Source organism: Kitasatospora sp. NPDC086009 (assembly GCF_044540385.1).
GTDB lineage: Bacteria > Actinomycetota > Actinomycetes > Streptomycetales > Streptomycetaceae > Kitasatospora.
This window is the reverse complement of the sequence record NZ_JBITSA010000010.1, coordinates 177,524-202,199: the sequence shown is the minus strand read 5'-3', so window position 1 is coordinate 202,199 and position 24,676 is coordinate 177,524. Positions and strand designations below refer to the sequence as shown.

Sequence of the window (24,676 nt, the reverse complement as noted above, 5' to 3'; positions counted from 1 at the left end):
GGCGGGCACGCGGCGGTCAGCGGTGGCGGCTCCCGACCGCACGGCCCGACGCGCCCAGGAGCGTGACCACCGGCGCAGGCGAACGGTCCTCATGCGACCGAGACGGGTCCGCCCGCACACGAGGCCCCCCCGACACCGCCCTCGGCGGCGGCGCCTCCCCGACCGCACGGCCCGGCCCACCCGGGACCACGGCCGCCGACGCGGGCCGGCAGGCCTCATGCGACCGAGACCACCTGAATCCGCCCGAGACGGACCCGCCGTCAGCGGGCAGCGGTGGCGGCGGCCCGGCGCTCCTCCGCCGCGGCCTCGGCCGTACGGCCGAGCGCCCGCAGGACCGTGGCCATCAGCGTGTGCGAGCGGGCCTCGACACCCGGATCCGCCTGGGTGCGGCCGAGCACCAGGGCCAGCCGGGCCGTGGTCAGGGCGTCGCCGTGGCGGCCGAGCGCGTGGAGGGCCTCGGCCCGGGTGTGAGTGGCCCGGACGGTCTCGGCCGCGTCCGGGTGGGCGGCGAGGATGCGCACAGCCTCGTCCGCGTGGGCGAGAGCCGCTTCGAGGGCGCCGCCGGCCACCTGGGCTCCGGCCAGGTCGTCGAGCGCCCGGGCGAGCAGCCGGTCGTCGGCCAGCGAGCGGGCGCGGGCCACGATGTCCGCCATCAGCGGCACAGCGCGGTCCGGCCTCCCGGCGCCGGCCAGGCCGGCCGCGATCCGGACCCGGCAGTGGTGGCGTTCGACCGGGTCGCCGACCTGGTCGGCGGAGGTGAGCGCCCGGTCCAGGTGGTCGAGGGCGGCCCTGACGTCCCGCCGGTCGACCAGGACCGCGGCGAGGTCGGTGGTCAGCCGGGCCACGGCGGCCGGATCGGCGCAGGCGCGGGCGGCCCGCAGACCGGACTCGACGGTGGTCCACCACCCGGCGCGGCGGTGCCCGGACCCGGCGTAGAGGGCGCCGGCCCGGTGGGCGAGCCGCCAGGCCTCGGCGAACCGGCCGTGCCGTTCGGCGCGCAGCACCAGGCCGCGGACGGCGGGCTCCTCACGGTCGAACCAGTCGGCGGCCCGGCGGGCGCTCGGCGGCAGGGGGCGGTCCCCGGCGGACGGGCCCACGACCGACGGAGCGACAGCGGACGGGCCGACGGCGGACGGCGGACCGTCGCCCGGCCGGCCGACCCAGGCGGCGGTGGCGTTCAGGTAGTGCTCGATCAGCCGGTCCAGGGCCGCCGCGCGCTGGTCGGCCGGGAGTTCGGCGGCCAGCCGGGCGCTGTGCCGGCGGACCAGCTCCCGCCGGGCGAACAGGCCGGGCGCGCCCTCCTCCACCAGGTGGACGGCGTCGAGCTGGACCAGCAGGCCGCGGGCCGCGGCCGGCGGCACCTCGGCGAGGGCGGCGGCGGCGAGCGGCTCGATGACCGCGCCGGGGTGCAGGCCGAGCAGGGCGAACAGGCGCGCCGCGGCCGGCGCCAGGGTGCGGCAGGTCAGGTCGAGGGCCGCGCCGAAGCCGGGCGGACCGAGGTCGGCGCGGGCCGGGTCGGCGAGCCCCGACGGCTCCTCGGCGAACTCCGCCACCAGGTCCTCCAGGGCCCAGTCCGGGCGGGCGCCCAGCCGGGCCGCGGCGAGGCGCAGGGCGAGCGGCAGGTGGTCGCACCGTTCGGCGAGTTCGGCGGCGGCGAGCGGCTCGGCGGTCACCCGGGCCGGGTCCAGCGCCCGGGCCAGCAGCTCCTGGGACTCGGCCGGGGTCAGGGCGTCGAGCGGGAACGGGGTGGCGCCCTCGTGCACCAGCAGGTCCCGCAGCCGGCTGCGGCTGGTGATGACGGTGACGGGTCCGACCCAGGCCCGGCCGGTCTCGGGTCCGGCCTCGGGCGGCGGATCGGGCAGCAGCGGGGCGAGTTGCTCGTAGGAGCGCGCGTTGTCCAGCACGATCAGCAGCCGGCGGCCCGTCACCAGCTCGCGGAAGCGGCGGGCGCGGCCGTCGAGCGAGGCGGGCAGCGCGCTCCCGGTGACGCCCAGGGCGGTCAGGAAACCGGCCAGCACCTCGGCCGGGTCGCGGGGGCCGCTCTCGTCGAAGCCGCGCAGATCGGCGTGGAGCCGGCCGTCGGGAAAGCGGTCGGCGGCCCGGTGGGCCCAGCTCTGGACCAGGCTGCTCTTCCCGACCCCGGCCGGTCCGGTGACCAGGACGGGGCCGGCCTCCCGGCCGGCGGCGACGGCCGCGTCCAGGCGGTCGAGCTCGGCCGCCCGGCCGACGAACCGCCGGTTGGCGCGGGGCAGTTGTGAGGGGACGAGGTGCGGCGGGCGGGCTGTGGCGACGGGCGGCCGGGGCTCGGCGCGGGGCGTGGCGAGGACGGCCGGCCGGCCCGCGACGCGCTCGCCGGCCAGCCGCAGTTCGGGCCCCGGCGCCGTCGGCAGCTGCGCCGTGACCCGCTCGTACCAGGCCCGCGCCTCGGCCCGGCGCCCGGCCTGGTCCAGGCAGTCGATCAGCCGGACGGCCAGCCGCTGGTGGGTGGGGTGGGCCGCGGCGGTCTCGACCAGCTCGGCGACCAGTTCGGCGCCGCGGTCCAGCCGGCAGAGCCCCTCGGCCAGCCGGTCCAGGGCGCGCAGCCGCAGGTCGGTCAGCCGGGGGGCGGCCTGCTCGCGCAGCAGGGCGGAGCCGCAGTCGGTCAGGGCCGGACCGCGCCAGAGGTCCAGCGCCGCTCGCAGCAGTGGCAGCACCGGGTCGTCCGCCCCGGTGGCGCGGTCCGCCGGGGCGGCGGCGGGGTCCGGCCGGCCGGGGAGCAGCACCCCGGCCCGGTCGCAGAGGCGTTCGAAGCGCAGGGCGTCCACCTGCTCGGGATCCCCGCTCAGGACGTAGCCGGCGCCCCGGGTGGCCAGCTCCAGTCCACCGTCCAGCAGCCGGCGCAGTCCGGCGACGTGCCCCTGCAGCGCGGCACGCGCGGTCGCGGGCGGGTTCCCGTCCCAGACCAGCTCGATCAGCCGGTCGGTGGGCACCACCCGGTCGAGTTCCACGGCCAGCGCGGCGAGCAGCGCACGGCGCTTCGGCGCCGAGGGCGTGGCCGCCGTGCTGCAGTCGTAGCGGACGGTCACGGCACCGAGCAGGTCGATCCGCATACGGCCTCCTCGTCATATGTCAGTGATCGGCATATTGACGGATCCGACCGGGAAATGCCCAATCACGGACCACGGTGTGCCCGAAAGGGCAGGAGCCGGCACCCCGCTCCGGCGTCCACGGCGCGGACGAAATGCCAACCCGGACAAACGGCACGGATACACTGCAGCCCGATATCAGGCTGGACCGCCGTGGGGGGCGACTGTGGGCGACCGCGTGGGCATCCGACTGCTCGGCCCCGTGGAGCTGCGAACCGGGTCCGACGGGTACGTCGCGCTACCCGGACCGCAACGGCGCGCCGTCCTGGCCCTACTGGCCCTGCGGCTCGGTCGGGTCGTCGCGGTGGAGCGCTTCTTCGAGCTGCTCTGGGGCGAGGAACCACCGGCCCGGGCCAGGGCGGCCCTGCAGGGGCACGTCGCCGCGCTGCGCAAGGTCCTCGCCGCCACCCCCTTCGAGCTGTCCACCCGGGCGCCCGGCTATCTGCTCACCGGCCCGGCCGAGCAGGTCGACGCGCTGCGCTTCGAAGCGCTGTCCGCCCGCGCCGGGGAGCACGCCGACCGGGCCGACCGCGGCGCGGACGCCGAGGCGATCGGGCTGCTGGAACGGGCCATGGGCCTGTGGACCGGCGCCGCCCTGGCCGACCTGCCCGACACCGAACTGCGACAGGCCCTGGCCGGTCGGCTGGAGGAGGCCGGGACGAGGGCGCTGATCGGCTGGGCCCGGCTGCGGCTGCGCCAGGGCTCCGGCGCCGCCGCCGTGGAGGCCCTGGAACAGCGGGTGCGGGCCGACGGGCTGCGCGAGGAGGTGGTGGCCCTGCTGGTCCGCTGCCTCCACCAGGCCGGGCGGCCCGCCGACGCGCTGGCGGTGTACCACCAGGCCCGGGAGCTGCTCTCCCGCGAGCTGGGCATGGTGCCCGGCGCGGAGCTGCAGGCCGCACTGGCCCGGGTGCTGGCCGAGGAGCCGGCCGCCGGGACGGTGCCCGGCCCCGGGCCGGCGGCGCCGCGCGCCCCTGCGAGCACGCGACCGCCGGTGGCCCCTGAGCCGCCCGTGGCCGCCGACCCGCCGGTGGTCCCCGCCCCACCCGTGGCCGGTCCGGCCCCCGCGGCCGCACCTTCCCCGGTCGAGCCCTCGAAGCCCCGTCAGCTCCCCCGCCGGCCCATCGGCTTCGTCGGGCGCGGCCCGGAGTCGCACTGGCTCGACCGCGAGTGCGGTCCGGACCGCACCGGTGACGGACTGGCCGTGTTGGTCGGCCCGGCCGGAGTCGGGAAGAGCGCCACCGTCATCCGCTGGGCGCACCGGACGGCCGCCGGCTTCCCGGACGGCCAGCTCTTCGTCGACCTGCGCGGCTTCGATCCGGCCGGACCGGCCGACCCGGCCGAGGTGCTCGGCCAGTTCCTGCTGGCCCTGGGCGTCCCGGAGGCGGCCATCCCCGAGGACCGGGCGAGCCGCGCCGGCCTCTACCGCGCCCGGACCGGCGACCTCCGCCTGCTCGTCCTGCTGGACAACGCGCACAGCGCCGCCCACGTCGCAGACCTGCTGCCGGCCGGGCCCGACTGCGCCGCCGTGGTCACCAGCCGCACCTCCCTGGAGGACCTGGTGGTCACCGAGGGCGCCGCCATCCTGCGGCTGGAGGCGCTGCCCGAGGGCGACGCGCTGCGGCTGCTCGAACGGAGCCTGGCCCCCGAGCGGGTCCTCGCCGAGGCCGCCGCCGCCGAGCGACTGATCGAACTCTGCGACCACCTGCCGCTCGCCCTGCGGATCGCGAGCTCCCGGCTGGCCGCCCGACCGGACTGGACGATCACCGACCTGGTCGCCGAGCTCTCCGACGAGCGCACCCGGCTGCTCGCCCTGGAGACCGACGGCGCGGTCAGCATCCGCACCACCCTGATGCTCACCCACCGCCACCTCTCCGACCGGGCCGCCACCCTGCTCACCCTGCTGGCCGCGCACCCCGGCCGGGAGGTGGACACCGCCGCCACCGCCGCGCTGCTGGGTACCGACCCGGCCACCGCCCGCGACGCGCTGGGCGAACTGGCCGCCCACCACCTGCTCGGCGAGAGCGCGCCGGGCCGGTACAGCCGCCACGACCTGATCCGGCTGTTCAGCGTCGAACTCCTCGCCGAACAGCCCCCCGAGCTCCGCCGGCTCGCCGTCGAACGGCTGCTGGACTACTACGTCACGGCCGTCCAGCACTGCGGCGAACACCTCGAACCCGGGCAGGACGGCTACGGCGAACGCGCCCACCCGCCCGCCGCGCTGCCCGCCGCGAGCGACACCCGCGCCGCGCTCGACTGGTTCCGCGCGGAGCAGTCGACGATCCGCGCGCTGGTCGACACCGCCGGCGCGGTCGACCCCGAACGGGCCTGGCGCCTGGCCATGTCGTCGAGCGCGCTGTACTACGGCTCCAGCCGGCTGGCCGACTGGCTGAGCTGCCTGCGGGCGGGCGAGCGCGCCGCCGAACAGTGCGGCGACCGGGTCGCCACCGCCCTGCTGCGGGGCGCCTCGGCGAACGCGCTGCTGGGGCTGGAACGCCGTGAGGAGGGGGCCGAGGCGGCCCGGCGGGCCGTCGCCGACACCACGCCCGCGGACGGCTTCGCGCACATCCGCGCCCTGGCCACCGCGTCGCTCGGCACCGCCCTGCTCGGGGACCCGGTCCGGGCCACCGCACTGGCGGCGGCCGCGGTGGCCCTCGCCGAGGAGTCCGGCTCCGCGCACCGGACCTCCTACGCCCTCGGCTACGCCGCGTCGGCCGCCCTGATGGCGGGCGACCACGACGGCGCGCTGCGCCGGGCCCGCGAGACCAGGGCCCTGCTGCCCGACCACCCGGCCGCGACGATCCACGCCTGGTCGATGCTGACCGAGGCGCACGCCCTGCAGGCCCTCGGCCTCGCCGAGGCCTCCGAACTGGCCTGGGCCCGGCTCCTGGTCACCTGCGAGCAGGCCGGTTTCCTGCACCTGCAGGCCGTCTCGGAGGAGTGCTACGCCGCCTTCCTGCGGACCCAGGGCCGCGAGGAGGAGGCGACCGAGCACCTGAAGGCGGCCGTCGGACTGTACCGGCTGCACCGACATCAGGCCGGCTCCCCGAGCGGCGTGCCCGCCGCGATCGAACGCTCACTGCGGCCCCCGCCGGCCGGGGCGGCGCCTGCCGGCCGGCTCTGAGGCTCCCTCGGGCCGCCCCGGACGGCGCCGGCGCCGAGGCCGGCCGGTCCGGTACCGGGACGGGCGGGTGCGGTGATGATCCGAACGCCCGTCAGCCGGTGCAGTCGGCACGGACGGCGCCGGCCGCGTGGTGGGCCTTGTCGGCATCGCCGCCCCAGTCGATGCCCCGGTCGTGGAGCATCACCGCGATCCGGCCGCCGGTCAGCGGGAAGGTACCGGCGCTGGCCCAAGTGCCCCGGGCCGCGGTCTGGTCGACCTTGAACTCGCCGACGGTGCCGCTGCCGGGCGTCGAGCTGTTCTGCACGGTGTAGACGGTGGGCTTGCCACCCACCATCTTGCGGTCGCTGCTGTTCGGGACGTAGACGGAGATCTTGCAGCTGCCGGTGGTGACCGGGGCGGTGGTGAAGGTCCACACCACCGAGTTGCCCTTGTCCTTGCCGTCGCCGCTCATCGGCACCGAGTCGTACTTGCCGTTGCAACCCGACCCGGAGTACCCCCCGGCCGAGTTGACCGTCCAGCCGGTGCTGCCGTTCGTCCACTGGCCGTACTGGGCGTAACCGGTGCCGGAGTTGCCGCAGCCGGTGCCGGCGACGGCGGTGAAGGTGGGCGCGGCGGGCTTCGGCGGGACGGGCGGCTGGGGCACCGGCGGCTGCGGCTTGGGCGGCTGGGGGACCGGCGGCTGCGGTGCGGTACCGCCGCTCCCACCGGTACCCCCGGTGCCGCCGGTGCTCCCGCCGGTGCCCCCGCTGCCACCGGTGCTGCCGCCCGTACCACCGGTACCGCCGCTGCCCGTGCTGCCGGTGGCGCCGCTGCCACCGGTACCGCCGCTGCCGCCCGTCGTCGGCGGCTTGGCACCGGGGGCGGGCCCGGTGGCGGGCCGGGAGAGCAGGTTGGTGCCGGGGGGCGGCGCGGTGTTCGGCGCGGCCCCGTTGCCCGGAGTGGTGCCGGGCACGCCCCCGGGGGCGCCGTCCGCCCCGGGCGTGGTCGGGGCGCCCGCGGCCGGGTCCGGGGGGAGGGTCGGATCGGTGGGCGCGGCCGGGGCGCCGGAGGCGTTCGGATCGGTGGGTGCGTCGATCGGTGCGGGATCGCCGAACTCCGGCCCCTCGGGAAGGGGCAGGTCCGCCTGGCTCAGGCCGACGTTGTCGGCCGTCCCGTCCCTCCCGGTCCGACTCCCGTCGGTGATCAGGAACGGCAGGCCCATCAGCACCACACCGGCGGTGGCGGCGGCGACCATCACCGGCCGCTTCAGCCGGGCCCGGCCGAAGCGGTCCGGGCGCGCGACCGGCGCGAGGGCGGTCGGCCCCGGCTCAGGGTCGGGCACCGGCGCGAGCACCGGTCCGGGCACGACGGGGGTCGGCGGCAGCGGGGGCTCCGCGGCCGCGACCGGGCCGGTCGACACGGCGGCGACCTGCCCGTACTCCGGCACGACCGGCGGCGGAGCCACGGGCAGCACGGCGGCCGGCGGTACGGCCGCGGCTGCCGGGTCGGGTGCCCCCGCTCCACCGGCCTCCTCGTCCATCTCCCATGCCACCGAGGGCAGCTGAATGCTCGCCACCCCGCTCTGAGCCCCGTTTCCACTCGTGCTCGTGCCCACCACAGCTCCTCGGCTCCGCATGCCGTCCCTGTCGGCGGAACCGCCCGGCCGACAGGGCCACCGACGCTTCCACTCGGTACCTACGGCCCGGCCGGGCCGTTGAGCGCCGTGCGGCTGTCGTCAGCGATGGTGTCCGACAGGTCCGCCACCGCGTCCGGGCCTGACCGGACCAGGCCCCGGTTGCCCCCCTCGGTGGTGCGGTGGGCGTACTCCCGCGCGGCACCGCCAGGCGAAGGCGGTCCCACTGCCGGGTGCTGCCGGTGACGACGTCCTCGCCTCCCGGCGACTCCTTCGCCGTTGGCACCTACCCGCCTGTGGGCGGCGTAGGTACGCGCACGCAGTCGGAGCTCGGCGGCGAACCGGCTCGTCCCGTCGACCGGGTCGGGCTCGGTCGTGCCGTCCTGCCGTACCAGGGTCGTCTTCCCGACCTTCGCCAAGGCCGTGACCACGCTGCCGTCCACGCCGTGCGGCTTCGGTTCCAGCGGCTCGCCCCCCGGGGCATCGCGCGGTGCGCCCGGATGGCGGGTTCGGCCGTCCGGGCGCGTACACAGCCGCGTTCCAGCCGCCCGGGGACTTTTCGCTGCGCCCCCTCCACGGCCTGTCGCGCCCGGGCAGTGCCCACGAGGTCCCACGGGCCGACGGTCTCGCCCGGTCCGGGCCGGTCACTGAACCGGTGGCCGGGCGGCGCCCGTACTCCCCGACGATGAGTCTCTCCCGCCTCGGCCTGCCCTCCGGTGACCCGGCCGCGCCCCGCCGCCGGTTCGGCCGCCGGCGTGGCGGGGCCGCCGCGCTGCCCGCCGGGCCGGGCGGCCCGGTAACCGCCCCCCCGGTGCCGGCGGCGGCCGCCGCTCCGGCCGGGGCCACGCTCGCCCTCCGGTCCGAGCTGCGCCCCGTCGGCCCACACTTCGTCATCGCCCCCTCCACCGCCGGGGACGACGAACTGTCGGCGGCGGTCGCCACCCTGCGCCCGGTGCCCGACAGCATCGTCGTGGTCGCCGCCGCACCCGACTCGGCCGCCGTCCTGCGGGACCGGATGGCCGACCTCGGCGTGATCGCCCGCTCGCGCGGCGCCGCCACGCTGGTACTGGCCGCCTCCGGCCTCGCCGCGCTCGCCCCCAACGGCCGCCGCCCGGCCGAGGTGGTCGCCGACCGGGCCGGCCTGCCGGTGATCGCGCCGGACGGCCTGGTGGAAATCACCCCGGACGGCAACCTCAAGGTCACCGCGCCCGACGGCGCCGGCGAGGCCGCCTCCTGGTGGCACTGCGCCCCCGGCAGCGCACCGCGCCGGGTCCGGGAGACGATCGGCGCCACCGCGCCGGTCGAGCCGCCCTCCACCGCCGTCGCGGTCGTACCCGCCGGCCCGGCCGGGCACCTGCCGGTCGAGAGCGCCACCGCCGCCCGCCGCCCCCCGGCCGTGCACGTGCTGCGGCTGCCCGCCGGTTTCTGGCTCACCCACCCGTCCGCCCCGCCCCCCGGCCCGATGCCCGGCCTCGGGCTGGCCGCCGCGCCGCCCGGCACCGTGGTGCTGGTCGTCGGCACCCCGGCACGGCCCGTCCTGCTGCCCGAGGACTTCGCGGAGGCCGTGGTCGGCCTGCCGGTGGACACCTCGCGGCTGCTGGTCAGCGCGCCCTGGGCGGCCCCGGACGAACTCGCCGCCCTGACCGGGGCGCTGTCGGCCCGGCTGGCCCGCCCGGTCAGCGCCGCGATCGGCCTCCCGGTGCTCGGCCCGGGCGGCCCCACCTCGCGCATCCTCGACGCCCACGGCCGGGCCCGCTGGGAGCCGTACCTGCTGCGGCTCGCCGCCGCGCCCGGCCAGGGCACCGCCCCCGCCGCCTGGCGCAACGGGGGCGCCTCCTGGCGGACCGACGGGCCTGGTGTCTTCGAGGCGTTCCCCTACTGGGCGTTGGAGGCCGTCCCGGCCGGCCTCTGGCTGCGGCCGGAGCCTCCGCACGTCCTCACCCCGCGCTTCCGCCGGCCCGAGGCGGCCCGCCCGCTGCTGATCGTCGGCGAGCGGGACCGGCCCGTCGAGGCCGACGTCTTCGAGGAGCTGGGCAGCCTGCTCGACCGCCTGCCGTCCTCCGGCTCGGACGGGTTCGGGCTGCTGGTGCACGGGCTGCTGGAGCCGTCCACCGAACGGATCGCCCGGTTCATCGCCCGGATGCACGACCTGGACTGGCTCGGACCGGAGCAGCCCGCCGGTTCCGTGCCGGGCGTGGCGGCGGTGTCGTACGGGATCGGCGGCCTCCCCGCGGCCCGCCCGACGGCCGTGGAGGCCGCGCCACAGCCCGCGCCGGCCGCCGTGGCGGCCTCACCACGCCCCGTACCTGCCGCCGCGGAGGCCGCGCCACAGCCCGTCCCGGCCGCCGTGGCGCCGCCCCGGGCCGCGGCGCTGTCCGGTCCGCCGGCCGGGCCCTCGGCGTTCGCCGTACCGACCACCACCAGTGGTGGCCCCGGCCTCCCCCCGCCGGTGGGCGCGGCGCCGCGCGGGACCGACCCCCTCGGCACCGCCCGGGCCACCGCCGGCGGGCCTTCGGCGGCGGCGCCGACCGAGGAGCGGAACCCTGCGGAGAGCGCTCCCCTGACCGACCCGGCCACCGACCCCGTCACCGCCCCGGTCACCGCCTCGTACGCCCACCGGGTGGACACCGTCTCCGAACCCCCGTACGAGCGACCGGACTTCGCCCGGCTGAACGCGGCCGACGTCGAACCGCACGGCGACCCCACCATCGCGGACCCGCACGGCGATCCCACCATCGCGGACCCGCAGGGCGAGCCGGACGAACCACCGGACAGGCGCCCTTTGGCGCCGGTCGGTCCGGAGTCACTCGACCCGGAGCCGGTCGAAGACCCCCGAGAGCTCACCGACGAGCTCACCGGACTGGAACCGGACGGCGGCCCGGCACGGGCATCGGCCCCGCCGCGCGCCCGTCACCTCCGCCCGGAGGACTTCCCCGTCCCCGTTGCGGTCAGCGGCACCGACGACCGGGACGCCGTCCGGACGCTGCTCGGCGAGCACTACCACCGCTGCTCCGGCCGGATCGACCAGGTCACCACCCGGTTGCCGAGGCTGCGGTCGACCTCCAAGGACGACATCAAGCCCGATCTCGCCGCCGTCCTGCTGCACCACGGCGACACCGGAATCCCCGCGGAACGGGCGGAGTTGATCACGGCCGCCCGCTCCCGCGACCCGATCCTCGCGCCCTTCCTCCGCTGCCTCGGCTCCGGGCTGCGCCGCTTCCCGAGCCACCACGGCGCCGTGCTGCTCTGTGCCCCGCCCGGCCCGGATCCGGCGGCCCTGCTCGCCCACTACGCGGTCGGGCAGGTGGTGACGGAGCCCGCCCCGGTCACCGGCCTGACCGCCAGCGCCGTCGAAATCCCCGGCGCGACGGTCGAGTTCGTCATCTGGTCGGCCACCGGGCGGCGCACCTCGGCCTTCGGCTCGGGCACCGAGGAGCTGCGGGTGACCTTCGCCCCGGGCACGTCCTTCACCGTGGTGGCCGTCCTGCCCTCCGATGACACCGAGAACGCGGAGGACAACGAGCACGCCGAGGACCCCGGGTACGCCGCCGGACCGTCCGGCCGCCGCCCCGCCCGCGTCCTGCTGCGCGAGTACACCGGAGCCGCCGGCGCCGACCCGGACGAACGGGACCGCAGCGCCCTGACCCGCCTCCAGTCGTGGCTGGACCGCAGGGACCGGCTGGGCCCGGCCGAGCGCCGGCGGATCGAGGACCCCGAGCGCTTCCACCTCACCCCGGGGGTCGAGCTTCTGCCTGGTCCCGAAGGTGCGTGAACCCGCCGTCGGACGGCGGCCGTTCACCAAGCGAACCCGCTCGCCCGCCGTTCCCGCGGCCGATCCGGCCGCCCGACCCCGGAGCCTCCATGCCGATCCGGCCCACCCCGCTGCCCCTCGCCCTGACCGCCCTCCTGTTGGCCGGCGCCCTCCCCGTGCTCCCGGCCGCCGCGGCGTCCCCGAGCCCCACCCCGAGCGGCTCGCCCACCACGACGGTCGCCGACCCCGCCCCGGCGAACCACGGCCGCCCCCACCGCACCACCCTGCCCACAGCCAAGTCACCGACCACGCCGAGTGGTTCGCCATCCGGCTCCGCCTCCGGCTCGCCGTCCGGCAAGCCCACCACGACCGGGGCCGGCGACCTCACCGACCCGCATCTCAAGGACATCGCCCAGCAGTTCGTCTCCAGCGCCGAGAACTCCTCCCTCGACTGGAAGGCGCAGTTCGCCTACATCGAGGACATCAAGGACGGCCGCGGCTACACCGCGGGCATCGTCGGCTTCTGCTCCGGCACCGGCGACATGGTCGAACTGGTGCGCCACTACCGCGACTTGAAGGCCGACAACGTCCTCGCCAAATACCTCACCGCGTTGGAGAAGCTGGACGGCTCCGCCTCGCACAGCGGTCTCGACCCCGACTTCGCCTCGGACTGGAAGAAGGCGGCCCAGGACCCGGTCTTCCGCAAGGCCCAGGAGGACGAACGCGACCGCGTCTACTTCACCCCGGCCGTCACCCAGGCCAAGTCCGACGGACTGCACGCGCTCGGCCAACTCGCCTACTACGACGCCATCGTGATGCACGGCCCGGGCAACAGCGCGGACAGCTTCGGCGGGATCCGCGCAGCGGCTCTCAAGAAGGCCAAGCCCCCGGCGCAGGGCGGCGACGAGAAGGCCTACCTCGCCGCGTTCCTGGACGCCCGCGCCGCCGCCATGCGCACCGAGGCGGCCCACTCCGACACCTCCCGCGTCGACACCGCCCAGCGCCTCTTCCTCCAGGCCGGGAACCTCGACCTGCACACCCCGCTGAGCTGGAAGGTCTACGGCGAGTCCTTCCACATCGACAAGTAGCCCACCGGGCGACGGAAGAGCGGCGGGCCGCCCGCGGAGGCGGCCCGCCGCTTTCGGTGATCTTGATCACAAAGCCGTTTCCCCGGACCCTGTTCGCCCATTCATCATCGCATGACAACCATTCCCGGCAGTCGCACCGTCACCACGGACGACCGAAGCGCCACCCGGGCACCGGACTCCCCTGCACCGGCCGCCGTCGCCGCTTCCACCGCCGTCGCCGTTACCACCAGCGTCACCGTTACCACCGCCACCGCCGCCACCACCACTGCCGCTGCCACTGCCACCACCGCCGAGCTCAGCCGGCTGCTCTACGGCCCCGACCACGAGCGGGTCCACGGCCCGTGGCGGCGGTTGCTCGCCGACCCCCGGATGCGGACCGACCCCGGCGCCGCCACCGGGGACCGGATCGCCGCCAGCTACCGGCGGTTACGGCAGGTCAACCGGATGACCGACGCCACCGCATTGGCCACCGACCCGCGCGCGCTGGCCGCCCTGCACGAATGGCTGGGCCCGCTGGACGGCGCGCTGGTCGTCGTCGCCGGCATCCACTACAACCTCTTCCTCGGCAGCCTGCTCGACCACGACCCGCACGAGAAGCGGCCGTTGGACCCGTACCTCGCGATGGAACGGATCGGCACCTTCCTCTGCACCGAGCTCGGCCACGGCAACGACGCCACGGCGCTGCGGACCACCGCCGCCTACGACCGCACCGACCGCACCTTCACCCTGCACACGCCCGACGCGGGTGCGCAGAAGTTCATGCCGAACACCGGCCCGGCCGGCGGGCCGAAGTCCGCCGTGGTCGCCGCCCGACTCCTGGTCGACGGCCGGGACCACGGGATCTTCCTCTTCCTCACCCCGCTCACCGACGAGGTCGGCCCGCTGCCCGGCGTCACCGTCCGCCCGCTGCCCCAGCGCCCCGGCAACCCGGTCGACCACTGCCTGACCTCCTTCGACGAGGTCGTCCTGCCCCACGAGGCGCTGCTGACCGGCGAACACGGCCGACTCGGGCCCGACGCCGGGTTCACCAGCTCCCTCGGCAGCAGGCGGAAACGGTTCCTCACCAGCATCGGCCGGGTCACCGCCGGCAAGCTCTGCATGAGCGCGGCGGCGGTCGGCTGCGCCCGCGCGGTGCTGACCGTGGCCGTCCGCTACGCCCACCACCGCGAGGTGACCGGGGCCCGCGCGGACCGCCGCATCCCGGTCTGGGCCCACCGCAGCCACCACGGCCCGCTGCTGGAGGCGGCCGCCACCACCTACGCGATGACCGCCCTGCACCGGGCCGCGGTCGAGCGCTGGACCGGCCGGGACGACACCGACCCGGGCGAGGTCGCCGCTGCCGAGCGGCTGGCCGCCGTCACCAAGGGCTGGACCACCTGGCAGGCCCGCAACCTGATCATCGAGTGCCGCGAACGCTGTGGCGCCCAGGGACTGCTCCCGGTCAACGGGATCTCCCCGCTCGCCATGGACATCGAGGGCACCATCACCGCCGAGGGCGACAATCTCGCGCTCTGGGCCAAGGCCGGCGCCGAGCTCCTGCTGGCCGAGTCCGCGCCGCCCGCGGCCGTCCCCGAAGGCGGCCCCGACGACCCGGCCGTGCTCCAGTCCCTGCTGCACGCGGCGGAGCACCTGCACCTGAGCCGGGCCCGCGTCCTGCTGCGGCAGGCGCCGTCCGGGGACGGCCTGCGCCGCTGGAACACCGCCTCACCCGCCGCGCTGGCCGCCGTCACCGCCCACGCCGAACGCTCCGCCGGCGCCGCCCTGCTGGCCCTCGCCGAGCAGGCCGCCGAGCCGCGGGCCCGCAGCCTGCTGCTCGACCTGTACCGGCTCTTCGCGCTGCGCCGGGTCAGCACGGAGAGCGGACCTCTGCTGAGCGAGGGGTTTCTGACGGATCATCACGTGAGGCTGCTCCCCGACCTGATCGAACAGGTCATCGGCCGACTGGCGGACCGGGGCCGACAGTTGGTGGACGCCTTCGACTTGCCGGAGGAGTTCCTCGCCGGCCTCCCGATCGCCGGCCCCGACTACCAGCGCGCCTTCGACCACCCTGAGGCACATTGGAACGCCACCGAGCCTGCTGTTCGACCGATCTGACCGGCCGACGGGCCTCCGGGGTTCCCCCGCACCGGAGTCCCGCCGGTCCGCCCCCACGGCGGACCGGCGGGACCGTCCACGGTCACTCCGGGTCGTGCTCAGCCGCGTGCGGAGTTCACCACGGCCGGGGCGGCCGCGGCCGCCCGGTGCCGGCCTCACCGGCGACCGCCTCCTGCCCGGAGACCTCGGCAGCCCGCTCGGCGTGCACGCCGTGGTCGGCCGGGCCGGCCTGCGTCGTCCACCGGGGGGTGGTGGCCGCCCCGCCCCGGCTCCCGGTCGGTACGCCCCGCACCGCCTCGTGCCCGAGCGGCACCGCCGGGGAGGCCTGCTGGGCCGCCGGCGGGCCCGTCTCACCGCGCCACACCGCTCCCCGGGCGGCCTCGTACCCGGCGGGCATCCCCGGCCGAACCGGTTCCGCCACCTCGGCGTCCCACGCCGCAGGCGCCTCCCACTCCGCCGACGACTCCCACACCGCCGGCACCGCCCGCTCCACCGGAACCGCCCGCTCGGCAGGCACCGCGCGCTCAGCAGGCACCGCCCGCTCCACCGGAACCGCCCGCTCGGCGGGCACCGCGCGCTCAGCAGGCACCGCCCGCTCCACCGGAACCGCCCGCTCGGCGGGCTGCCCCGGCCTCAGGTTGCGCATCGCCTTCTGCGGACCGGTCGCCCCGCTGACGGGCTCGCGCCCCGCCAACACCTCCTGGAGGGCAACCGGTTCGACCGACGCCTTCTCGTCCGCCCGCCAACGGGCCGGCACGGCCCGGGTCGCCGCCTGTCCCAGCACCTGCCCCAGCACCTGCCCCTGACCGCTCTTCCGGCGGATCGCGGGGACCTCCCCGGGACCGAGCTCGGACAGCGGGACCGGGACGCGCTCCCAGCCTTCCGGCACGGGCGGGAGCGACTGCCACGGGTCGTACGCCACGGCGGGCTCCCCGCCGGCGGCCGCCTGAGCCGCACCCCGCCCGGAAGGAGCCGCCGGACCGCGCCCCCACCCGGCCGACGCCGTGCCGACGCCCTCCTGCCCGGCGCCGTGCCCGGCGCCGTGCCCACGGCCCTGCTCGACCCCGTGCCCGCCACCCCGCTCGCTGCCCTGCCCGCTGCCGCGCCCGTCCTCACTCGCGGTCCGGTACCCCGCCCGGTCGGTCCCCGCGAGCGTGGGCGTGCCCGGATAGGGGTCCGCGGAGGTGCGGACCACCGGGGTCGCCGCCGGGATCGGCGCCGAAGCCGGCTCCTTCTGCGGCGCCGCCGCGTCCAGGCAGACCAGCCGCAGCGTGAAGTTGCGCTCGGTCGGGTCGCCGTCGACCCAGTCCACGTCCTTGCTCCGCACCACCCGGGACCGCCGGCCGCCGTCCGACGCCTGCAACGGCCCGGGCAGCACCCGGACGTTGGGCCGCCACCCGAGGCCGGGGGCGTAGTGCTCCAGGTGCAGCTCCCACTCCTGCGCCGGGACCTCCAGCGACGCCCCCACCCGGCCCGGCAGCACCACCGCGCCGTACGGGGTGCGCACCACCGCCCGCTGGTCGAAGGCGGCGTCCTTGCCGATCACCGTGATCCGCCATGCTCCGTCCATCCGCAGCACGGGTGTCCTCCCCAGGTCGGTGGGTGCGGGACCGGCCGACCCCGCACCTCGCTCGACGGCTCGCCGGACGCCGGTGGTTCACCGCACGAGGCCGGGCCCCCGCACGCCCACCGGACGAGGCCGGGGCCCACCGGACAGCGCCGGGCGTCCGCGGCTTCACCGGGGCGCGACCGCGACGCCCGGGGGTTCAGGGCCGCCGCGGCCGACCGGCCCTCAGGCGGTGCGTCGGCGGTGCTGGAGCCGGGCCGCGACCAGGACGCCGCCGCCGAGCAGCAGGGCGCCGCCGCCGACGCCCGCGATCAGCGCCGAACCGCCGCCGCCACCGGTGTGCGCGAGGTCCGTACCGACGGGCACCGCCGTGACGGACGGCGAGGCCGAGGGGCTCGGGGAGGCGGCGGGCGAGGACGACTGGGACGCCGTGGGCGTCGGACGGTCGGACGGCTTGGTGCTGGGCGGCGGCGTGACCGGCCGGCTCGGCGTCCCGCTGGGCGTCGGGCTCGCCGACCCGCTGGGCGTCCGGCTCGGGGTCGGCGTCACCGAGCCCGTCGGCGTGGGCGTGGCTGTGCGGCTCGGGGTCGTGCTGGGAGCCGGGGTGGTCGGCGCGGGGGTGGTGGGCGTGGCCGTCGGCGTGGGCGTGGGCGTGGTGGTCGGCGTCGGCGTGACGCAGAGCGGCACGTCCGCGATCCGCTTCTCCACCTGGGTGTCGGCCAGGCGGTAGCGCCAGGTGTCCCCCTGACCGGTGTAGCCGACGGTGACCTTCACCGACCCGTGGGCGGCCACCGTGCCGTGGTACTTCTCGTCGCTGCCGACCCGGGTCAGCGTGTACTCGCCGGCGGCGCGGTAGTTGTTGCCCAGGACCAGCTCGACGTGGGCCGCGTCGGTGCGGCAACCGACGCTCAGCGAGGCGTCGGCCGGCTGCCAGGCCATCGCCGTCCCCGAACCCGCGGCGGCGAGGGCCGCGACGGCGCTTCCGGTCACCAGGGCCGCTCGAACGTGCTTCATCACTGCTCTCCTTCGGGTCCCGCAGGACGTGTCGCCCTGGGCCGGCGGCCGCACGGCCCCCTGTCGTCTACGGCGGCACGGCGGGCTCCGGTTCACCGCCCTGAGGTGGATCCGGGAGCCGCCGGGAAGCCCGGACAGGCCGCTGAACTGCGGCGCGTCGGCGATCCGTAGAGCGGAGTGGACCGTGTGACCGCAGCCCGCGCCAGGAGGAGAACAATGACCGCCGGCCCCGACACCGCGTACCGCCCCGCACCGGCGGCGGCGCTCGACGCCTTCGGCACCGTCCTGCTGCCGCGGCTCGCCCCCGCCCCCTGCCCCGCCACCGCGTCGCCGGCCCCGCTGCCCGTCGCACACCCCGCGCCGCGGCCCACGCTCCCGCCGCCCGCAGCGCGGTTCGCTCCCCCGCGACCCACGGTGCCCCCGCCCGTGCCGCGGTTCGCTCCCCCGCAGCCCAGCCTGCCCCCGCCCGCCCCGCGCCCCCTTCCGGAGCAGCGCCGCAGCGTGCTGGCCGTGCTGCGCACCGGCGAGCGCCGTGGCCGCGAGCAGCTGCGGCTCATCCGCTCGCCGCTGCACGGCAGTTGCCGGATCGCCGTGATCAGCGCCACCGGCAACGTCGGCAAGACCTCGCTGGTGCGTGCCCTGGGAGCGATGCTCGCCACCGAACGCGGCGAGCCGGTGGCCGCGGTGGACGCGGGGGCGCCGTACCCGAACTCGCCGGTCCGGCCGGCCGGTCCGCCGGCCCGGGCGGGCATCACCGAGCTCGCGGCGGCGCTGCGCGGCGGCGGCCCGGCGGCCGTCGACCCCCGGCCGTACCTCTCCCCGACCCCGAGCGGGCTGGCCGTCCTGGCCGGCCCGGCGTACCCCGCGGTGGGCCGGCCGCTCGACGAGGGCGACTACCGCGCCGTCCTGGCGGCGCTCGCCGAGCGGTACCCGCTCACGCTGACCGACGCGGGCGCGGGGCTGCTCGACGGCCCGATGCGCGGCGTGCTCGACCTGGCCGACCAGCTGGTCCTCGTCACCACGCCGAGCGTGGACGGCGCGGGCCGTGCCACCGCGACCCTCGACCTGCTGCACGCCCACGGGTACGGGGAGCTGGCCGAACGCTCCGTCACCGCGATCTCGGCGGTCCCCGGCGCCGGGCGCCCGGTCCACCCGGCGGATCTGCGGGCGTACTTCGGCACCCGTTGCCGGGGCGTGGTGGAGGTGCCGTTCGACGAGCACCTCGCCGCTGCCGCGGAGTCCGAGCCGGGTCGGCTCGGCCACCGTACCCGCCGGGCGGTCCGCGAGCTGGCCGCGCTGATCGGCGACGAGCTGTGGCGGGCGGGCCGACCCACCGGCTGGTGAGCCCACCGGCGGCCGATCCACACCTCGCCGCCCCGACCCGCCGACCGGCACACCACGCCGCCTCCGGCCGCTCACCGGCCGCTCACCGGCCGCTCACCGGCCGCTCACCGGCCGACCCGACAGCGGCCGCCGCCCCCGGCTGCCCCTCCCACCTGCCCCAGAACGCCCGCTCCCCGCCGAAGCTGCCCGAAAGACCCGCCCGTTCGGGCAGAAGACCGTGCCCCGACGTGCATACCTGGTATGCCCGGCCACTCCCCTGCCGGACGCCTGCCGACCGGCGGCCGGACCGGGCGGCACCCCGCCACCAGCGGCCTGACCGCCCGCTCGGGCCGCCGTACCCGGCCCCGACCAGCCGCGACGCCCGGAGCCTGCGGACCCCGCCGACGCCCGACGGCCCGCCCCACCGGCCGTGGACATGGCACGAGCGCGTCAGGTAAACCTGTCCACCCGGCCTCCCCGGAGGCCGCCGGCGCCCGCAACCACCCGATCGCCCGTCGGTGAACTCCTCACGAACGGCGGTCGTACGCCGGGCGCCGGAGCGCCGTTCGAGCCGCCGGTGACGGCCGGTGGCGGCCGGAGCCGGGATGCTTCGCCGACGTACCGCCGTCCGCCGGACGGCCCGGACCGCTCGTCGGGCGTGGCTAGACTGCGGCCGAGATGTGGACGGAAAGCTGAGACGATCCGCTTCTACCTGGGGGGATCCGTGTTCATTCGACTGCTGGGGCCGGTGGAACTGCGGGCCGCCGACGGTCGCGCCGTCGAACCGGCCGGCCCCAAGCGGTGCGCCGTCCTGGCCCTGCTGGCGCTCGAACTCGGCCGCACCGTCCCGGTCGAGCGGCTCTTCGAGCTGCTCTGGGGCGAGGCCCCGCCCGCCCGGGCCCGGGCCGCCGTACAGGGGCACATCGCCGCGCTGCGCAAGCAGATCGCCGACTCCCCCTTCACCCTGCTGACCCGCGCACCCGGCTACCGCCTCGACGGCCCGGCCGAGCTGGTGGACGCGCTGCTCTTCGAGCGGCTCACCGCGCTGGCCGCCGGGGAGTGCGCCCCCGGGGGCGACGAGGCCGCCGTCAAGCTGCTGCGCGAGGCCCTGGACCTCTGGCACGGCGGCACGGCCCTGGCCAACCTGCCCGAGACCGGTCTGCGGCACGCCGTCGCCGACCGGCTCGACCGGCGCCGCACCCGTGCGCTGGAGTGCTGGGCCGAGCGCCTGCTGCGGCTCGGCCGGGGTGCCGACGCCGTCACCGACCTCGACCGCGCCGCCGAGGCCGATGGCCTCCACGAGCCGCTGGCCGCCCTGCTGGTCCGCTGCCTCCACCAGGCGGGCCGCTTCGCCGACGCGCTCACCGCCTACCACCGCACCCGGCGCCGGCTCGCCGAGGAGCTGGGCCTCGCGCCGGGCCGCGCCCTGCAGTCGGCCGTGGACGACATGCTCACCGCCGACCCGGAGCCGACCCCTGCCGCACCCGCTGCCCCCACCTCGCCGCCCGTACCGGTCGACCCGGTCGACCCGCCGGCCCCCCGTCCGACCGTGAACCAGCTCCCCCGCGCGGCAGCACGGTTCGTCGGTCGCGCGGCCGAACAGCGCTGGCTGGACGCCGAGTGCGCCGGACCGCACGGCGGCGGCAGCCTCGCCGTCGTGACCGGCCCGGCCGGCGCGGGCAAGACCGCGACCGTGGTCCAGTGGGCGCACGCCGCGGCCGGCGCCTTCCCCGACGGCCTGCTCTTCGCCGACCTGAACGGCTTCGGCCCGGGCCACCGCACCGGCCCGGTCGAGGTGCTGGGCAGGTTCCTCCGCGCTCTCGGCGTCGAGGAGCGCGAGCTGCCGGAGGACCGCTACGCCCGGGCCGCGCTCTATCGGGCGCTGACCGGCCGGCGCCGGCTGCTGGTCGTCCTGGACAACGCCGGTGACGCCGAGGACCTCGCGGACCTGCTGCCGGCCGGGCCCGACTGCGCCACCGTGATCACCAGCCGCAGCTCCCTGGAGGACGTGGTGGTCACCGAGGGGGCCGCCCTGCTGCGGCTCGGCGCGCTGCCGGCCGAGGACGCGCTGGGCCTGCTGGAGCACCTGCTGACCCCGGCCCGGGTCCGGGCCGAGCCGGAGGCCTCGGCCAAGGTCGCCGAGCTCTGCGACCGCCTGCCGCTCGCGCTGCGGATCGCCGCGGCCCGGCTGGCCGCCCAGCCGGGCTGGGCGATCGCCGACCTCGTGCCCGAACTCGCCGACGAGCGCACCCGCCTGCAGACCCTGGACACCCAGGGCGCGATCAGCGTGCGCAGCGCGCTGGGCCTGACGGTCCGCCGGCTCTCGGCCACCGCCGTCCACCTGCTCGCCCTGCTCGCCGCGCACCCGGGCCCGGAGACCGACGCCCACGCGGCCGCCGCCCTGCTGGCCACCGACACCGCCGAGGCCCGGCGGGCACTCGGCTCGCTGGCCGCCCACCACCTGCTCACCGAGGACACCCCGGGCCGCTACCGCCGGCACGACCTGATCCGCCTCTACGGCGCCGAACTCCTCGACGAGCGGCCGGCGTCGGAGCGCGCCGGCGCCACCCTGGCACTGGTGGACCACTTCCTGGCGGCCGCCGCGCACGGCGCGGGGCTGCTCCAGCCCGGCCTCGACCCGTTCGGTCCGCCGCCGCTGCCCGGTCCGGCCCGGCCGCGGCTGCCCGACGTGCGCGCCGCGCTGGACTGGTTCCGCGCCGAGGAACCCACCATCCGCGGCCTGGTCACCTCGGCGGCCGACCTCGGCGACCACCGGCGCGCCTGGCGGCTGGCCTACCTGGCCAACTGCCTCTACTACGGCGCCGGCCGCCGGACGGACCGGCTGGCCTGCCTGCGCGCGGGGCTGGAGTCGGCCGTGCTGACCGGCGATCCGGCCGCCGTCGCCTCGATGGAGGCCTCGACGGCCCGCGCGCTGAGCGGCCTCGGGCGGGCCGAGGAGGCCCACCGGCTGGCCCTGCGAGCGGTCACCCGCACCGCGGACGCCGGTGGCGACGTCCATGTGCACGCCCTCACCGTGCTGGCGGTGGCCAGCGCGGCCCGCGGCGAGCACGCCGAGGCCGTCCGGCTGGGCGAGCGGGCGATCGCCCTGGCCGGCGCGCACGGCCTCGCGGAGCACGCGCCCTTCGCGTTCAGCAACACCGCCGCCCTGCACGGCTTCGCCGGGGACGCCGGGCAGGCCCTGCGCCGGGCCCGGGAGGCCCGGGCGCTGCTCGCGGAGCACCCGCAGGCGACGTACCACCTGTCCGCCATGGTCAACGAGGCGCACGCGCTCCAGCAGCTCCGCCGCCCGGCCGAGGCCGGACGGGCCTGGCGCGAGACCATGGAACGCTGTCGCGCCGCCGGCGCCGTCCATCTGGAGGCGGTGGCGGAGCGCCACTACGCCGACTTCCTGCTGGACGCCGACCGTCCGGTGGAGGCCGCCTCGCACCTGCGGTCCGCGCACTGCCTGTACGAGCGGCTCGGGGACGCCGGCGTCGCCCGGCAGCTGGAGCGCCGGCTGGCCACGCTGGCCGGCGCGGTCACCGTGGCGCCGTCCGCCCGGCGGGCGTTACCGGCCGCGTCCGGCGCCTGCCGGAGCCGGCCGCCCGACCGCGGCAGCCCGTGCGGGGAGGTCCCGCGCCACCCGGAGGCCGGGGTGCGCCGGAGCACCGTGACGGTCCGGCGGGCCTGCCGGTCCGGCGACCACCACCGGGCCGCCGCCCGGCCGGGCCGGGTCTAGGACGGCCCGGCGTCCCCGGCCAGCTCGGCGATCAGCTCCTGCACGCCGTCCTCGCCGAACCGGTGCAGCAGCATCGCCACCCACTCCACCACCTCGGCCCGCTCCAGCGGCGCCCACCCGGGCGCGGACGGGTGCTCGTCGACCACCAGCGCCTCGGCGACCAGGCGCAGCCCGTCCGGCACCGGCAGCAGCCGTGAGCCGTCCAGTCCGCGCAGGGCGAGCCGCCGGGCCGCCGCCGCGACCTCCGCGCCGCCGGCCGGCGGCGCCGGTAGTCCGTGGCCGCACCCCACTTCGCCCGTCGGCGCCTCCTCCCGGGGCTCCGCGGCCAACCAGGAGGCGATCAGCTCCCGGATCTCCGGCTCGTCCGCCATCTCCACCATGCCAGCAAGCATGCCAGCGCCTCGCTCGGTCATCATCACCGTCATGTGAACGAGAACGGCTGCCACCCCGTGCAGCGTTCAACTACGTCCGCGACCTGCGCCGGGACCACCTCGCCCGCCCCCGGCGCCGTGGCGGACCGACCGTCGGCCACCCGGCCCGGGCGGCAGCGGTCCGTACACACCCCGTCACCCGCCCGGGCCGTTCCGCGCGCCCCGGCGGGAGCGCCGCTACGCGCCGACCGTTCCGTCGATCGCCTCGCGCAGGAAGTCGGCGTGCCCGTTGTGCCGGGCGTACTCGTGGATCAGGTGCAGCATCACCAGCCGCAGCGACACGTCCGCGCCCCACTTCGGCATGTAGCCCGTGACGTCCAGCGACTCCGCCTCCCGCTCGATCCGCCGGGCGTGCTCGACCTCCGCCGTCCAGGCCGCGAACGCCTCGCCGCGGTCGGCGGCGGCCGCGTCGTACGCCACCTGGAAGTCGCCCTCCGGGGACCAGACGAGCGGGACGTCCTCCCGGCCGATCACCCGGCGGAACCACGTCCGCTCCACCTCGGCCATGTGCCGCACCAGCCCGAGCAGGCTCAGCGTGGACGGCGGGCTCGACAGCTGCTTCAACTGCTCCTCGGTCAGCCCCTCGCACTTCATCGCCAGGGTCGCCCGGTGGTAGTCCAGGAACGCGCGCAGCATCTCGCGCTCGCCCCCGGTCAGCGGCGGAGCGACCCGTGCGTCGGTCGTCCCGGTGGTCGTGGTCGTGGTCGTCGTGGTCGTCTCGGTCGTCGTGGTCGTCTCGGTCATCTCGGTCTCCCGGTCGGGTGGGTGCGGGCACCCCGGCCGGGCACCGCTCCCATCCCAGACCCATCCCGGCCCGGCTGTCCACCCGATATTCCCGTCCGCCCCGCACCGCGGGCCCGGCCCCGTCAACACGCCGTCACTCGCCGTACCTCCCAGGCCTCATTCGTCACGGTCCGCGTTCGGACGCCGACCGGTTTGGGTACGTACCTCGGCGCGCCCGAGGTCCGGGCGTCCGCCTCACGAGGAAGCCGAGCAGCGATGGACCAGAACCGCATTCCCGCGACCGTCCGACGGACGTACGGCGTCGACGACCTGAGTCAGGCCCCCAGCTTCGCGGGCGGATTCATCAACTTCGGCGACTGGAGCGGCATCGACACCGACGCGCCCACCCCGGAGGACCGCATCCGCAGCCAGGAGGAGCTGTACCGCCGGGTGCTGCGCACGTTCCCGGCCCCCACCGAGCGGCTGCGGCTGGCCGAGGTGGGCTGCGGCCGGGGCCTCGGCGCGGCCCTCGCGCTCTGCGAGTTCCGCTTCGCCGCGGTGACGGGCGTCGACATCCACCCGGACCAGGTCGAGCGCGCCCGCGCGGTCAACGCCCGCGCGCTGGCGACGTTCCCGGACCGCCTCGCCTACAGCCTGGGCGCGGCGGACGACCTGCCCTTCCCGGACGCCGCCCTGGACGGCCTCTACTCCGTGGAGGCGGCCCAGCACTTCCGTGAACTGACCGGCTTCGCCCGCGAGTCGGCCCGGGTGCTGCGCCCCGGCGGCCGGCTGGCCGTGACGACCTTCTTCAGCTCCGGCCCGGAGGTCGCCGAGCGGCTCAGCATCCTGCTCGGCAGCTTCGCCGAGGGCCTGGACGTCGCCCACCCGCTCGCCGCCTTCACCGACGACCTCACCGCCGCCGGCTTCAGCGAGGTCACCACCGAGTCGATCGGCACCGCCGTCTGGCCCGGTCTGGACCGCTACCTGAAGGACACCGTGCCGCCCGGCCACTGGGCCCGCAACTTCCTCGCCGCCTGGCAGAGCGGCCTGCTCGACTACCACCTCGTCACCGCCACCCGCGTCTGACC

The 24,676-nt window shown here is 77.4% G+C and carries 13 protein-coding genes; 7 read left to right on the top strand and 6 right to left on the bottom strand.

The window, feature by feature from the left end; all coding sequences use genetic code 11:
* Nucleotides 1-260: 260 nt before the first annotated feature.
* The gene (locus ACIF6L_RS23935; RefSeq protein ID WP_396486619.1) at nt 261-3,089 is read right to left on the bottom strand and encodes a BTAD domain-containing putative transcriptional regulator; all 2,829 of its coding nucleotides are present in this window, start codon (nt 3,087-3,089) and stop codon (nt 261-263) included.
* A 238-nt stretch (nt 3,090-3,327) separates the two neighbouring features.
* Here ACIF6L_RS23935 and ACIF6L_RS23930 point away from each other — a divergent pair, with 238 nt between their 5' ends.
* Nucleotides 3,328-6,246 (top strand): AfsR/SARP family transcriptional regulator, encoded by a 2,919-nt coding sequence (locus tag ACIF6L_RS23930; RefSeq protein ID WP_396486620.1) that lies wholly within the window; start codon nt 3,328-3,330, stop codon nt 6,244-6,246.
* Nucleotides 6,247-6,337: 91 nt separating this feature from the next.
* Here the strand turns inward: ACIF6L_RS23930 and ACIF6L_RS23925 are convergent, their stop codons facing one another.
* Nucleotides 6,338-7,840, bottom strand: a complete 1,503-nt coding sequence (locus ACIF6L_RS23925) for a hypothetical protein (RefSeq protein ID WP_396486621.1) — start codon at nt 7,838-7,840, stop codon at nt 6,338-6,340.
* Nucleotides 7,841-8,543: 703 nt separating this feature from the next.
* Here ACIF6L_RS23925 and ACIF6L_RS23920 point away from each other — a divergent pair.
* The 3 genes from ACIF6L_RS23920 (at nt 8,544) to ACIF6L_RS23910 (ending at nt 14,791) form a co-directional block, all read left to right on the top strand.
* Nucleotides 8,544-11,630, top strand: coding sequence for a hypothetical protein (locus ACIF6L_RS23920; RefSeq protein WP_396486622.1), 3,087 nt, complete (start codon nt 8,544-8,546; stop codon nt 11,628-11,630).
* Between the two features lie 89 nt (nt 11,631-11,719).
* Nucleotides 11,720-12,697 carry a chitosanase gene (locus ACIF6L_RS23915; RefSeq protein WP_396486623.1) on the top strand — a complete coding sequence of 326 codons (978 nt, stop codon included), beginning with the start codon at nt 11,720-11,722 and terminating at the stop codon, nt 12,695-12,697.
* 111 nt (nt 12,698-12,808) lie between these two features.
* Nucleotides 12,809-14,791, top strand: a complete 1,983-nt coding sequence (locus ACIF6L_RS23910; RefSeq protein ID WP_396486624.1) for an acyl-CoA dehydrogenase — start codon at nt 12,809-12,811, stop codon at nt 14,789-14,791.
* A 115-nt stretch (nt 14,792-14,906) separates the two neighbouring features.
* On the opposite strand, the gene ACIF6L_RS23905 is transcribed toward ACIF6L_RS23910, so the two are convergent.
* Nucleotides 14,907-16,361 (bottom strand): hypothetical protein, encoded by a 1,455-nt coding sequence (locus ACIF6L_RS23905; protein WP_396486625.1) that lies wholly within the window; start codon nt 16,359-16,361, stop codon nt 14,907-14,909.
* 222 nt (nt 16,362-16,583) lie between these two features.
* On the bottom strand, nt 16,584-17,372 hold the full coding sequence (locus tag ACIF6L_RS23900) for a hypothetical protein (RefSeq protein WP_396486626.1): 789 nt from the start codon (nt 17,370-17,372) through the stop codon (nt 16,584-16,586).
* Between the two features lie 216 nt (nt 17,373-17,588).
* On the opposite strand from ACIF6L_RS23900, the gene ACIF6L_RS23895 reads away from it, so the two are divergent.
* Both ACIF6L_RS23895 and ACIF6L_RS23890 read left to right on the top strand, forming a co-directional pair.
* Entirely contained in the window at nt 17,589-18,716 is a 1,128-nt protein-coding gene (locus tag ACIF6L_RS23895) for a MinD/ParA family protein (protein WP_396486627.1), read from the top strand.
* Between the two features lie 703 nt (nt 18,717-19,419).
* Complete coding sequence (locus ACIF6L_RS23890) at nt 19,420-22,434, top strand: BTAD domain-containing putative transcriptional regulator (protein ID WP_396486628.1); 3,015 nt, start codon at nt 19,420-19,422, stop codon at nt 22,432-22,434.
* Here the strand turns inward: ACIF6L_RS23890 and ACIF6L_RS23885 are convergent.
* The gene (locus ACIF6L_RS23885) at nt 22,431-22,814 is read right to left on the bottom strand and encodes a hypothetical protein (protein WP_396486629.1); all 384 of its coding nucleotides are present in this window, start codon (nt 22,812-22,814) and stop codon (nt 22,431-22,433) included. The genes ACIF6L_RS23890 and ACIF6L_RS23885 overlap by 4 nt on opposite strands.
* A 228-nt stretch (nt 22,815-23,042) precedes the next feature.
* The gene (locus ACIF6L_RS23880) at nt 23,043-23,609 is read right to left on the bottom strand and encodes a DinB family protein (protein WP_396486630.1); all 567 of its coding nucleotides are present in this window, start codon (nt 23,607-23,609) and stop codon (nt 23,043-23,045) included.
* A 255-nt stretch (nt 23,610-23,864) separates the two neighbouring features.
* Here ACIF6L_RS23880 and ACIF6L_RS23875 point away from each other — a divergent pair, with 255 nt between their 5' ends.
* A complete protein-coding gene (locus tag ACIF6L_RS23875) occupies nt 23,865-24,674 on the top strand; it encodes a class I SAM-dependent methyltransferase (protein ID WP_396486631.1) in 810 nt (269 codons plus the stop codon).
* Nucleotides 24,675-24,676 lie beyond the last annotated feature (2 nt).